General features: G+C 39.8%; 12 protein-coding genes. 5 read left to right on the top strand and 7 right to left on the bottom strand.

Going from position 1 to position 13,473, the window contains the following annotated elements:
• Positions 1-425: 425 nt before the first annotated feature.
• Positions 426-1,775, top strand: a complete 1,350-nt coding sequence (locus LF817_RS05920; protein WP_253934861.1) for a dipeptidase — start codon at positions 426-428, stop codon at positions 1,773-1,775.
• Here LF817_RS05920 and LF817_RS05925 read toward each other — a convergent pair whose 3' ends face one another.
• Positions 1,776-1,913 carry a hypothetical protein gene (locus tag LF817_RS05925; RefSeq protein WP_253934862.1) on the bottom strand — a complete coding sequence of 46 codons (138 nt, stop codon included), beginning with the start codon at positions 1,911-1,913 and terminating at the stop codon, positions 1,776-1,778.
• Positions 1,914-2,010: 97 nt separating this feature from the next.
• Positions 2,011-3,024 carry an LLM class flavin-dependent oxidoreductase gene (locus LF817_RS05930; RefSeq protein WP_253934863.1) on the bottom strand — a complete coding sequence of 338 codons (1,014 nt, stop codon included), beginning with the start codon at positions 3,022-3,024 and terminating at the stop codon, positions 2,011-2,013.
• 389 nt (positions 3,025-3,413) lie between these two features.
• Here LF817_RS05930 and LF817_RS05935 point away from each other — a divergent pair, with 389 nt between their 5' ends.
• From LF817_RS05935 to LF817_RS05945, 3 genes are all read left to right on the top strand, one after another.
• Positions 3,414-4,607 (top strand): class I SAM-dependent rRNA methyltransferase, encoded by a 1,194-nt coding sequence (locus LF817_RS05935; protein WP_253934864.1) that lies wholly within the window; start codon positions 3,414-3,416, stop codon positions 4,605-4,607.
• Between the two features lie 570 nt (positions 4,608-5,177).
• The gene (locus LF817_RS05940) at positions 5,178-6,362 is read left to right on the top strand and encodes a ParM/StbA family protein (RefSeq protein WP_253934865.1); all 1,185 of its coding nucleotides are present in this window, start codon (positions 5,178-5,180) and stop codon (positions 6,360-6,362) included.
• Positions 6,363-6,371: 9 nt separating this feature from the next.
• Positions 6,372-6,959, top strand: coding sequence for a hypothetical protein (locus LF817_RS05945; protein ID WP_253934866.1), 588 nt, complete (start codon positions 6,372-6,374; stop codon positions 6,957-6,959).
• Positions 6,960-7,025: 66 nt separating this feature from the next.
• Here LF817_RS05945 and LF817_RS05950 read toward each other — a convergent pair whose 3' ends face one another.
• The 4 genes from LF817_RS05950 to LF817_RS05965 form a co-directional block, all read right to left on the bottom strand.
• Positions 7,026-7,223 carry a DNA alkylation repair protein gene (locus tag LF817_RS05950; RefSeq protein ID WP_371925002.1) on the bottom strand — a complete coding sequence of 66 codons (198 nt, stop codon included), beginning with the start codon at positions 7,221-7,223 and terminating at the stop codon, positions 7,026-7,028.
• Between the two features lie 207 nt (positions 7,224-7,430).
• Positions 7,431-7,760, bottom strand: a complete 330-nt coding sequence (locus LF817_RS05955) for a winged helix-turn-helix transcriptional regulator (protein ID WP_253934868.1) — start codon at positions 7,758-7,760, stop codon at positions 7,431-7,433.
• 931 nt (positions 7,761-8,691) lie between these two features.
• Positions 8,692-9,834 carry a CapA family protein gene (locus tag LF817_RS05960; protein ID WP_253934869.1) on the bottom strand — a complete coding sequence of 381 codons (1,143 nt, stop codon included), beginning with the start codon at positions 9,832-9,834 and terminating at the stop codon, positions 8,692-8,694.
• A gap of 148 nt (positions 9,835-9,982) precedes the next feature.
• Positions 9,983-10,438, bottom strand: coding sequence for a DinB family protein (locus tag LF817_RS05965; protein ID WP_253934870.1), 456 nt, complete (start codon positions 10,436-10,438; stop codon positions 9,983-9,985).
• 262 nt (positions 10,439-10,700) lie between these two features.
• On the opposite strand from LF817_RS05965, the gene LF817_RS05970 reads away from it, so the two are divergent.
• On the top strand, positions 10,701-12,614 hold the full coding sequence (locus LF817_RS05970) for an LTA synthase family protein (protein WP_253934871.1): 1,914 nt from the start codon (positions 10,701-10,703) through the stop codon (positions 12,612-12,614).
• Between the two features lie 49 nt (positions 12,615-12,663).
• Here LF817_RS05970 and LF817_RS05975 read toward each other — a convergent pair whose 3' ends face one another.
• A complete protein-coding gene (locus LF817_RS05975; RefSeq protein ID WP_253934872.1) occupies positions 12,664-13,440 on the bottom strand; it encodes a sulfite exporter TauE/SafE family protein in 777 nt (258 codons plus the stop codon).
• Between the last annotated feature and the right edge of the window lie 33 nt (positions 13,441-13,473).

Raw genomic sequence — 13,473 nt, forward strand, 5'->3', positions numbered from 1 at the left:
TTGCTGAAAGGTAAGGTATATATGAGAATTCCATAGGAAATAAGAGAATATAAAAAATATATTTACATTAGTAGAAAATTTGGTATTATATAAGAGGATTTAATGAAATATTGCACAATTTGATCGAGAAAGGGGACTTTGGCTTATGCTGACATCTCTTTATGTGTTGTCTTTAACTATTCTTCTTACTTTTTTAGTTTTAGCAGCCACAGATAAAATCCAGTCATTTCGTAAAAATCGAAAGACAGTGGCGCAGCCATCACACCAAGTTACACCTGTACTAGAAGTAAATCAGCAAAACTGATTGTATATAGAATAGGTTAAGTAACTCTTTGGGCTTTGCTCAAAGAGTTTTTTTGTCGATTAAAGAGCCTCCTAAAAACTCTGATACAATAGAAACAACCGCACGTAAGGAGGGTTTATTAATGAAACAAGAAATTACTCTACATAAAAATGAATTTTTGGAAGAGTTGATGGAGTTTCTGCGTATTCCTAGTATTTCTGCTTTATCGGAATATAAGAACGAAGTGAATAGAGGAGCAGAGTGGTTAAAAGCATCACTTATAAAAGCAGGATTGGAGAACGCAGAAGTAATCGAAACGGATGGTCACCCCATTGTGTATGCTGACTGGCTGCATGCAGAAGGTAAGCCGACGGTTCTCGTCTATGGACATTATGACGTACAGCCAGCTGATCCACTGGAGTTATGGGACACCTCTCCATTCGACCCTGTAATTCGAGACGAGAAAATCTTTGCTCGAGGAGCCACAGATGATAAAGGACAATTATTTATTCATGTAAAAGCTGTAGAGCTTTTAATGAAGAAGCACGGTAATCTGCCTGTGAACATCAAATTCTGCGTAGAGGGAGAAGAAGAGATCGCTAGTCCGAACCTTGCTCGGTTCATTCATGAACAAACTGAAAAATTAGCGGCGGATACTGTCCTCATTTCTGACACTTCGTTTATTGAAAAAGGTCTGCCGGCCATTTGTACTTCTTTACGAGGGGCTCTTGCTCTTGAATTACACCTGGAAACTGCAAACACAGACCTTCATTCTGGATCATATGGCGGGGGAGTACCGAATGCAGTACATTCTCTCGTCCGTTTATTGAACTCCTTTCACAATGAAAAAGGAGAAGTAGCTGTTGAAAACTTCTATAAAGGCGTCCCAGAGCTTACTGATGAGCTTAGGGAAGAGGTAGGGAATGTTCCCTTTGATGAAGATAAAACAAAGAGAGAGCTTGGCTTAGATGCTTTATACGGGGAAGAAGGATTCAGTTTTCAAGAACGTACAGGTATTCGGCCGACTTTAGAAATCAACGGTATAGGAGGAGGCTTCCAGGGAGAAGGGTTGAAAACGATTGTACCTAGTAAATCAGAAGCTAAGATTAGCTGCCGCCTGGTAGGTGATCAGGACCCTCAGGAGATATACCGTTTAATTGAAAAGCACATCGAAGTGAACACCCCAGCTGGGAGCCGGGTGAGCCTAAACCAGCTTGTCCAGGCAAGTCCGGTTTCCATTGATTCCACCCATCCTGATTTGCAAAAAGCAGCTGATGCTTATGAGAAAGTATACGGGGTTCGTCCGCTATTCCCTAAAGAAGGGGGATCAATTCCAATTGTTGAAGTTTTTGCACGCGTACTGGGTGCGCCTGTAGTATTGATGGGATTTGGCTTGAATTCGGAGAACCTGCATGCCCCAAATGAGCATTTTCATATCGAAAACTTCACTAAAGGTATAGAAACGGTGTGTGAGTTCTTACAAAATTCATAATCAAGATTCTTTCTCTTCTTTGTATGCACATATCGTGCATAAGAGAGAGCGGTCATGAGTAATGACACCGTCTAAAAATCCATCCTTACAATAGACGGTTTTTCCGCAAGATACGCATGGACCAACCGGTTCTTCCATTATGATCGCCTCCAGTATAGTAAGTTCACTGCTATTAAAATATTGTAATGAGTCTCTGAATTGTAAATAAACCCAGCGGCAATCGCTGGGTTTATTTTTATGAATTCATGATATCGGCTACTATTTCGTACGAACGTACTCTAGCACTATGATCATAAATTTGAGAGATAACCATTATCTCATCTGCTTGTGTGTCGCTAACAAATGTTTCTAGTTCTTTTTTGACTTTATCGGGTCCGCCAATGATAGAGGATCCCAGCTGTTGCTGAAGAGCATGCTTTTCGTGCTCCATCCAAATTTCATCCATGTTCTCTACAGGAGGCTGCAGAAGCATGTTTGTATTGCGTACAAGGTTAAGGAACTGTTGATATAAAGAAGTAGCGAGACGCTGTGCTTCTTCGTCAGTATCGGCTGCAATTACATTAACGCCCAGCATGGCATGAGGTTCACTCAAAGTAGAAGATGCTGTAAAGTTGCGGCGGTATAAGTCTAGTGCACCCATTGTATTATTAGGTGAAAAGTGACTTGCAAATGAGAAAGGCAATCCTAACTGGCCAGCCAATTGAGCGCTGAAGCCACTTGATCCTAACAGCCAAATGGGAACATTCAGCCCTTCACCAGGAACAGCACGCACACTACGGATTCCGGTAGAGAGAGTAGGGTCGAAGTAGCCTCTCAGTTCATCCAATTGAGCTGGGAAGTTATTAGCGTCTCCGTCCTTGTTGCGACGAAGAGCATAGGCTGTGGTCTGGTCAGTACCTGGTGCACGGCCTAGTCCTAAATCAATACGGCCGGGAAATAATGTTTCCAAAGTACCAAATTGCTCAGCAATCACTAAAGGCGCATGGTTCGGCAGCATAATCCCCCCTGCCCCTACGCGGATAGTTGAGGTGTGGTGTGCAATATGGCTGATCGCTACAGAGGTGGCAGAGCTGGCAATAAACGGCATATTATGGTGTTCGGCCATCCAATACCTGGTGAACCCCATCTTCTCGACATTTTGTGCTAAATCGACACTGTTTGCAAAAGATTCTGCCGGGCTCCCGCCTTCTATTACAGGAGCTAAATCTAATACGGAATAATCTATATCTTTTAGTTGTTTGTCTGACATATGAACATCTTCCTTTATTAAACATTTAATTCAAATCTATCGTAACAATTTTATTTCGGGACACAAAGGAATCTGCTTGTTTCCTGTTTATTGAGGACTTACAAACGCAAGAAGATCAAGGAAATTGTAAAACTCCTAAAGGGTGACAGTACTGGTGAGGTCCCTCCAGGAAGTTCATCCTATGTCTATGGAAGGCGAGTAACTTCGCCGTCCCTCCAGCTTCAATCACAGAATTGAATACGTCTTAAGGCTATGTCTTAGGAGAAGTAAACTTTTACGAAACGATAAAAGGGGAGACTTAAAAAAGCATTCATTTAAAAGAGTGGGACCTTGCGTATCGGGATATATAACCTTACTATGATAACAAAAGATAAAGACAGGGGATTCAAATGAAAAATGAAGTAACAGTGACTTTAAGAAACAAGGTTATAAAGAAATTCAAGAGTGGATATCCATTAGTTCAAAAGTCTTTTGTAGAGTCTACCCATATGCTGAAGGATGAAGGAATGATTATGAACCTCGTCGATAACAATGGAGATTTTATAGGAAAGGGCTACTACGGTTCTCAAAATAAAGGAATTGGGTGGGTGTTGAGCCATCGACAAGAGGACGAGATAGATCAATCCTTTTTTGAGAAGCGGTTAAAAAAGGCAATACATGGACGCAAAGGCTTCTATAAAGATACAGATACTACGGCTTTTAGAGTGTTCAATGGAGAAGGCGATGGTATCGGTGGTTTTACGATCGATTATTTTGCAGGGTATTACCTAATCAATTTTTACAGTGAGGGAATTTATACTTTCAGGTCGTTAATCCTTGAGTCTTTGCAAAAATTAGTAGAATATACAGCTATTTATGAGAAGAAAAGATTTGGTAAGCAAGGACAGTATATAGAAGAAGATGAATTTGTAGCAGGAGAACGCGGTGACTTCCCGATTATTGTGAAGGAGAATGGTGTAAACTTTGCTGTTTACTTAAATGAAGGCGCGATGGTCGGTGTTTTTCTTGATCAACGAGAAGTGCGAAAGAAAATTCGTGACGAATACGCTGAGGGACAGAGTGTTCTGAATATGTTTTCCTATACCGGCGCCTTCTCGGTGTTTGCTGCTTTAGGTGGAGCCAGCCACACCACAAGCGTTGACCTTGCGAACCGGAGTTATGCTAAAACAATTGAAAACTTTAGTCTGAATGGGATTGATTTTGAGGCGCATGACATTGTAGTGGAGGATGTTTTTCAATACTTCAAATACGCCAAACGCAAAAATAAGCTGTTTGATCTTATCGTTCTAGATCCTCCTAGTTTTGCAAGGTCAAAGAAAACATTATTTAAAGCTGAAAAAGATTATACTAATTTGTTGAAAGAAACGATTGCTATAACGGAAAAAAGAGGAACGATTGTCGCTTCAACAAATTGCAGTACTTTTAATATGAAAAAGTTCAAATCATTCGTGGACACTGCATTTAAGGATATGAATGTAAAGTTTAGAATTGAGTGGGAGTACTCTCTGCCTCAAGATTACAAAACACTCCCAGAATATGAAGAGGGTAATTATTTAAAGGTGTTATTCATAAGGCTTTTATAATCCATATGATCGTGAAGACCATTGTTGTAGTCTTAAACCATTTACCAATCGAATTAATTGAAAAAAATGTAAAAAAGACCGTAATTTTACGGTCTTTTTTACATTGTAACCTCATTTAACCCTCTTTAGAGCCTCTCTCCCTCTTTTTCTACTGTTTTAATCCTACGTCCCTCGCAACCTATATTCTTCTCTTTATATTAGCTCTATTTAATCTAAATTTATTCTTTCTACTGATTTTATACTCGGTTTGTTTATTAATTTCTCTTTTATCAATGTGCATACAAAAATGTTTGCAAGTACACAAAAAGTATTTATTTTGTAAACATTTACGTACACTTGCATCCATAAATGTTTACTTGCGTGCGTAATTGTACACATGTTGATTTAGAGCCATGCAAACATAAAAGAAAACAAGTATACAATTATGGACACATGTAAACAAAAAAGAATGGATTGTGTACGTAAATGAATACGAAAATAGTCACATTGACTATTTTCACCATATCTAATATGTTTAATATGGAAGCTAGTAATCTAGCAAATTTCTTTCTAAAAGGAGAATTTAATTAAATGACAAAATCAAGAATTGCTGCTGTAGATGTAGGGAACGATGCAGTGAAAGCCAACTTCGGAAAATTAGAATCTGAACTTTATATACCTAACGTAATGGCGAGGGACGTCGAGGATCGTCCCGTTATCGGAATAGAAGATCTGGATGAAAAAGATCCTTTAGATAACTTGCATATTCGTCTTCACTCACCAGCGCTTCAAGAGAATAACGCTATTTATCGTGTAGGGAATTTAGCAACTAAAAGCGATAATTCTACGGAGCTGGATCCTGGAAGCAGTAAATCGGAGGAAGACCAAACATTAGTCATGCTGTTTGCTTCTCTTGCAATGGATGCTGTACAAGGGAATGATTCAACTGTTGAAAGAAACAATGTAATTGAAGCTAATTACACTTTAGGTACAGGACTGCCTCTTCGCGAAGTGAAAGAAGGTAAAGATGTAGGTTACCGTTCTCAACTACTAGGTTCTGTTCACCAGGTTGAATTCCTTGTAACTCCGCAGTATCAAGGTAAAAAAGTAAATATTAAATTCGATGAAGTAAAAGTTTACCCAGAGGGCTTCGCAGCTTACGTAAACTTAGTAATGGATAACAACCTGAATGTGATTAATAAAGATCTTATTGATAAGCAAATCCTTATTCAGGACATTGGCGGTCTCTCAACTGATATCGCAGTAATCCGAAATCGTAATGTCGATGATGATAAAGCACAAGGTTTCAACCTTGGAGTTGCAGAATCACTGGAACAAATCCGCGATGAAATTCTTACAAAACATGGCGTGCAATTGGATAGCCGCCGTGATGTAGTAGATATCATTACAAGGAAAAATGACAGACACCACATCATGGTTAAAGGGAGCAGAACGAGCGTTCATGATATTACGGACCGAATCCTTCTTGAGCTAGCTAAAAAAGAGTATCGTTTCCTAAGAAATGTATGGCAGAAGAACTCTCAGGCAGAAATCTGCTATTTCGTGGGCGGAGGTTCCGCTGTATTAAAAGAATATATTAAAACATTGAACAATAAGCTTGATGGCTTTAACATAGACTTCTTTGAAGATGAAAATGAAAGTATTTGGATGATGGCCAATGCTTATTACAAGTTGATCTCAGATTTTGAGAGAAAATCACATTCGAACAAAAGAAGAGAAGAAAAGAAAGAAAAAGAAAAAGCTCAATCTAAATAAGGTGATTAAATGAGCAATTCTAAGAAAGGTGTGGAGAGGGGGCAGTCCATTACATTTCGTGTCCCTTCTGATACGCCAGATCACTTATTAAAGCAATTAACGGCACTTAAAGAGAAGGAACGAAGGAATTTCTCAAGCAGAATAGCTCAATTTGTCATGGATGGTGTCAGTAATTCCTTATCAAAAGACAAGGAGACGGTTACGATACCTCTGCCCCGCCAACTTACAAAAGAACAACGGAGTTGGATGAAGCATGAACACTCAGAAGCGTTAATGGGAAGCATCATTTATCAGCTTATGAGTGACCCGACTAGAGCGATGACCTTACTGGCATCACTTAACAGTAATTCTGTAAATATTGATGAGGCTCTCTATCTCCAGGAGGAAGCTGCAGCGAGTGAGGAAGCAGATTCTTCTTACGAAAACGAGAGCAGGGAAGCTGCTCAGAGTACTGTTGTAAGCAGCAGTGATAACGATTTGGATGATTTGAATTTAGACAGTCTTCAAGATGACTTGAGAAGTTTTCCGGAAGAAGATCAACAACAAGAGGAAGACGACGACCCTCTTGGAGACTTCTTTTCTAGTATGAATAAATAAGTGAACCCCCTGACCGCTGTGGTCAGGGGGTTCAAAATTACGGGATTAGTTTTAGAAAAATGCGGACTAGCTTAAGGGGTTGTGTTCAGCGAAGCGCTGAAAAGAGATTTCATCCTCAATCAATCCACAAGCACCACATTGTACTTTATATTCAGGCCCCTTGTAGTCGACGTGATAAACAGCAAGCTGATCAGAGCTGCATTCTGAAATCATTTCACCTGAACGCGGATCTACTTTGATTGACCTCGACACTTGTTTAATCATATTGAACCTCGATCGATTGGTTTTACAGTTTGGACACAAATAGGGTTTCATTAAACTCGCTTCCTTTTCATAAAGTAATTAGTTATCTACTATTATGTAACTATTATTAGGAATTTATGAGCTGAATCCAATATTTTTTTAATGATACCATGTCGGTATTTCCCGGGAAATATCAAAAAAGGCCCCGAGAAGGGCCTTTTTATAGATCTATTGAACTTTAGAATCTTCTTCTAAAGACACCCAATCATGAGACCATTTCTCAACACTGCTCATAACTGCTTTTAATGACTCGCCTTTTTCGGTTAAAGAATACTCAATACGGACGGGTGTTTCAGGAAAGACTTCGCGTTTAACTAAGCCTTCTTTTTCCATTTCTTTCAAACGGTCAGACAACACTTTACCACTGATCCCTATAGATGATTCTATACTTCTAAAACGCTGGCTGCCTTCTAACAGTTTATGAATAATAAGACCTGTCCAACGTTGACTTAGGATTCCTATTGCCTTTTCAAAGCGAGGACATACAGTTTTATCCATAGTAATCACTCCTGCATTTAATATACCACATTTGTACAGGTTATTAAATGAATTAAGATTACTTACTTACAAAAAGAAATCGTATATAGCACCTAATAATCACCACTATACTTAACCCACTTCTTATAGCGTAGGCTCATTTGAATTTCCCCGTTACTTATTGATATAAACACCCTATTTTTGAACACTCAGTTTCGAGACAAAGTGGGAGCTTAGGGACTACAGGAAACAGTTCGCTTTCCGTGGGGTGGGCGCTGAGCCTCCTGGAGCTTCACTCTCCGAGGTCTCACCTGTCCCGCTCATCCCACAGGAGTCTCACCGTTTCCTTGCGCCCCTCTGCCAAATAAGTATCTCGAAACCACTTCAAGAAAAAGAAAATATTTGCTGATTTACATAATAAGTGTCCTATGTTAAAACCTTCACGTAAAGAGCTATCTTCTCACCGAGCAGGCATGGAAAAGCACTCTTTCTAGATAAAAGGGTTCGTTTCTCATCTCTATCGAATGGGGTGGTTGGGATGATGGGAGACTCCTTTTTTAAAAGCGGAAGCGCTTTTATCAGCGGCGTATGAACTGGACTGAGCTGGCAGAGATAAATGAAACACGAAGAACGGAGTAATTCGATGTTGACTTATCTTACAGAATTGAAGGAAGTCTCAGTAGACGCTAAGCGCTGGAGCTGGATAGCAACCTACGAGTTTTATGAAATAATTTACGTGCTGCATTTATACGAGGGTATGAGGTGGGAGGAGGAGGTAGGCGAGATCCAACAGGAGTTTGCCCTATGAAGCTCGCCAGTTCCCCCTCAGGAAAGCGAGTAGCTTCCCAACCACTCCTGACTCTTCATACGGCATCGATCCTCAGTTATCTTGAAATCAAATATTTTATACTCCTGCCAAAGTATGATATAGAAATTTTTTAGAAAAGGTCTGCTATTCTGAAATAAACTCAAGCTCCGGCATCCATTGAGAGAGGTGTTGCTCATACTCTTTTATGATTTCTTTGTAATCAGGTAATATACTCTCATTCAGTTCATGCATCGGTAAGACTTCGTAAGCGTGTGGTCCTTCTGAACTGACATAGGTGAGCATGAAACGTGGGGAATCAACTATAACTTCTCCCTCGGTTTTGGACATATCAAATTTTATAATGCCGCCCACACGCTTTTCGAAAGCCTCCTGGCCTGAGAGAAAATTCCCCAAAGAATAAACTGCAAGCATTCTGTGTCCATCTTTTCCTTCCACCCATTCAATAGGCTGCAAGACATGAGGATGATGGCCGATTACTACGTCCACGCCCGCATCTGCAGCGAATTGCATTAAATCTTTTTGTTCTTCGTTTGGAAGAGGCTCGTACTCATCCCCGGCGTGAAGGTTCATGATTATGGCTTCGCTTTGAGAATGAGCTTGTTCAATATCACTTTTCATCTGGTTTATATCGATTAAATTTACAAGATGCGATTTCCCTTCAGGAACAGGGATGCCATTCGTACCATATGTATAGCTTAAAAAAGAGACGTCAATCCCCTGGTCGGTTTCTATGGTTCGCAATTGTTGTTGGTCTTCTTTGCTTTCATACGCTCCTGTGTAGACCATATCAATTTTATTCCAATGTTCTATAGCATTGAGAACAGCTTTTTCTCCACGGTCTAAAGTATGGTTATTTGCAAGAGTAACCACGTCTATTCCTAATTCTTTTAAAGCATCACCTATTTCTGTCGGAGAGTTGAACGAAGGGTAACTTGACAAACCTATTTCCTCACCACCGATCATGGTCTCCTGGTTAGCTATAGACAGAGTAGTATCTGATAAATATGGTTTTACACTGTTTAACATCGGCATGAAATCATAGCCATCGTTCGTCTGCGCGTCTTCATATACGCGATCATGAATTAAAATATCTCCTATTGCAGAAAAACTTATAGTGGAAAGCATGTCACCTTTTTCATGGAGATATACATTCGATTGCGGGGAATAGGAGACTTCTTTTTCATCGGAAGGATTTTCCTGAGAGAGAGAACAAGCACTCATGAGTATAAAAAGGATCAAAGTGAATAAGTATTTCACGAAATTCATCACTCCTTTATTAAAATTCACCTCAAATTGAAGGTGTGTTCTATTATAATTCAGTTTTCATTATATCAGGAGTAAGGTAGTAATTCTATATTACGAACAACGTAAAAATAAATACACTGCCGACTAAGTCAGCAGTGTATTTTGAAGGTTAGCTTTTGATATAGAGAGGCAGCTCTGTATGCCCCATTTCACGAACATAGACGAATAAGTTTCCTTTATGATGAATCTCGTGCTCAACTGCAATCGTAAGAAGCTGTCCCGCAGACACCTCTTTACCGAAAATCTGACTTACGTCAATCATCTGTTCAAAATCCTCGTCTGATAGTGAACTGATCAACTTGACTGTTTCTTCAGTATATATATCAGCCCGTTTTACGAGGTCCGATGTATCTCCTTCACCAAATAATTTCTCAGGCTGCTGCTTATTAGCAAAACGAGCAAAAGAATACATAGATTCAAGTATATGATTGACTAATTTTTCAGCTTCCATTGAAGTGGGAGTAGGTTTGTAGCTGTAATGATCAGAATCAATTTTAGAAATCAATTCTTTCGTAACTTCACGGTGAGACAAGAAATGGTCGATAAAATGCGCATTTTTACTCATACGTCTCCTCCTTTTAATTATATCTTTCATTTCTAAAAGTATATTCCTTTATCAAATTGGTCAAATAGAAGGCACTGCAGTGCTGAAAATTCTGAACAGGTCCATTTTACTGGGCGTAGGTAAAAATAACTAATGTTAAGTGACAAAAAATCGAACATTTGATTACAAATATTTCATTTTGATAAAATACTTAAGTTTTGAGTTCAAATTTAAGGGGATATAAGGTAAAATAAGTGAGTGCAAAATTAACGGAGGTTTTACAATGTTTACAAAAACTAAAAGTAAAAAGAACAATAACCCCTTGAACAAATGGCTCATTTATGCTGCGGTGATTGTTATATTCTGGTTGAAGATGTACTTCATACAAGGAAGCATTTTTACACTTGACGTAGAAAATGCCAATGAAGCTGCCATTCTGGCTTTCAACCCGTTAAGCAGTATCTTCCTGCTGTTTGGATTGGGCATTTTATTGGCTGGACGGAAAGGCTTGCTAGCTACGTATATTTTTGGATCCGTCTTATTGTATGTAAATGTGTTGTTCTATCGTGAATATAATGATTTCATTACGATTCCTATGCTGGGACAAGTTGCAAACCTTGCTGGTTTAGGAGGCAGTATTACGAACATCCTATCGCTCACTGATGTTTTTCTTTTCGTGGATGTTTTTGCTGCGATCTTTCTACTATTCTATTTAAAGCCAACTCGTTTTCAAAGTTTCATGCCGAAGCGGAGAGAGGGTTTTGTGCTGGCTGTCATTGCGATTCCTCTGTTTTTAGCAAACTTGGCCTGGGCCGAGACAGAGCGTACCGATCTGCTTGAACGTGCGTTCGACCGTAATATGCTGGTTAAATACATCGGGGTCATCAACTATCACGTGTATGACATCGTATTACAGGGTCAAACAGAAATGAAAAAAACATTTGCTGACAGTAATGAATTAGTTCCTGCTTTAAACTATTTGAACGAAAATAAAACCGAACCTAACAGTGATATGACAGGAGTCGCTGAAGGGAAGAACGTAATTGCGTTGTCTCTTGAAAGTACCCAGACCTTTGTCGTGGATAATGAAGTGAATGGAGAAGAGCTTACACCTTATTTCAACGACTTGAAAGAAGAAGGAGCCTACTTTAATAACTTCTACCATCAGGTGAAACAAGGACGTACTTCAGACTCAGAGTTCATATTGGACAACTCCATGTATGGTCTGAACCGTGGAGCTGCCTTCTTTACTCACTCTGGTAATGAGTACGAAGCCACTCCTGAAGTGTTAGGCGAAAATGGTTATACGTCTTCTAACATGCATGCGAATGATAAAACTTTCTGGAATAGGAACGTCATGTATGACTCGCTTGGATACGATGAGTTTTATTCAAAAGAAGATTATGACGTAACCGAAGAGAAATCTTATGGATGGGGCTATTTAGACGAGTATTTCTTCAGTGATTCTCTAGATAAGATGGAAGAGATGGAGCAGCCATTTTACAACAAGATGATTACACTGACGAACCACCACCCATTTACGCTTCCTGAGGACAAGAAATATATTGAAGAAGGCGATACGTCCAGCGGAACGGTAAACCGTTTCTTCCAGACGATACGCTACCAGGATGAGGCGTTGAAAGAGTTTGTAGAAGACTTTAAAGAGTCAGACCTTTATGACGATACCGTTCTAGTCATCTATGGTGACCACTTCGGTATTTCCGAAAACCACCAGCAGGCTATGGGAGAGTATTTGGACAAAGATATCAATGAATATGAACAGTTTCAACTTCAGCGTGTCCCTCTTCTCATGATTGGTGAAGGTATTGAACCACAGGAGAATGACACGGTCGGAGGACAGATTGATTTGAGGCCTACGATTATGAACCTTCTAGGAGTAGAAGATGATAACCCGATCCAATTTGGTCAGGATTTATTCAGTGAAGATCGCCGTGAAATGATGATTACACGTGATGGCGATTTTGCAAATGAAGAGTATGTAGGTGTCAAAGACAGCTGTTTTGACCGGGAAACTGGTGAAGAGGTAGAAGGCAGTGCTTGTGAACCTGGGTTTGAGCAAGCTGAAGAAGAATTAGGTTTGTCGGACTCAATCGTGTATGGAGATCTGCTCAGATACCTTGATGAAACCGAAATGATTGAAGAAGAAATGGATGAAACAGGACAGCAAGAAGATTAGTAGAAAGCCCTCCACCTATCAGGTGGAGGGCTTTTTTGAGTTTATTTGCTTAAATGATATCCAGCCAAATTTTTATGGTGGTTGCTAAAATGAGGACAGCTAGAATGGTTTGAAGTGCTTTAGTATTCATAACTTTTCCTGTTTTAGCACCGAGTGGAGCTGCTATCAAACTTGCGACGATCATTACACCAGCTGCCATGTAATCGACTTGCCCTGTAGTGACTTTACCGATGGTGGCTCCTATAGAGGAAATCAATGTAATGGCTAATGAGGAAGCGATTGTCATCCTGGTTGGTATTTTCAACACGACAAGCATAATAGGAACTAATAAGAATGCACCGGCTGCTCCTACAATTCCTGCTCCGATCCCAACAATGAGGGCAAGGATAGCGGCGAGCCATTTGTTGAAGCTGACCTGATCAAACGGTACATCGTCAATCCCTTTTTTAGGCACAAACATCATCACAGCTGCTGTTAAAGCTAATAATCCATAGACGAGATTGATACCATCCTCCGGCATAAATCGTGAGCCGTAACCACCGATGAAACTGCCTATTAAAATGCTGACCCCCATGTAAGTGATCAAATTCTTATTCAGGTAACCACCTTTGCGATATGCCCAAACACCACCAATCGTAGCGAAAAATACTTGAACGGCGCTTATACCTGATACTTCATGGGCAGTAAATGCAGTAAAACCAACTAGGGATGGGATGTAAAGAAGCATAGGGTACTTAATGATTGATCCGCCGATCCCTAACATTCCGGAAACGTAAGATCCTATAAAACCAATAAGAAATACAGTAATAATTAGTCCAAATTCCATAATTCTGAGTCAACTCCTTAAAAAAGGGAACCT

This window comes from Halobacillus sp. A1 (assembly GCF_024189295.1).
Classification (GTDB): Bacteria; Bacillota; Bacilli; order Bacillales; family Halobacillaceae; genus Halobacillus_A.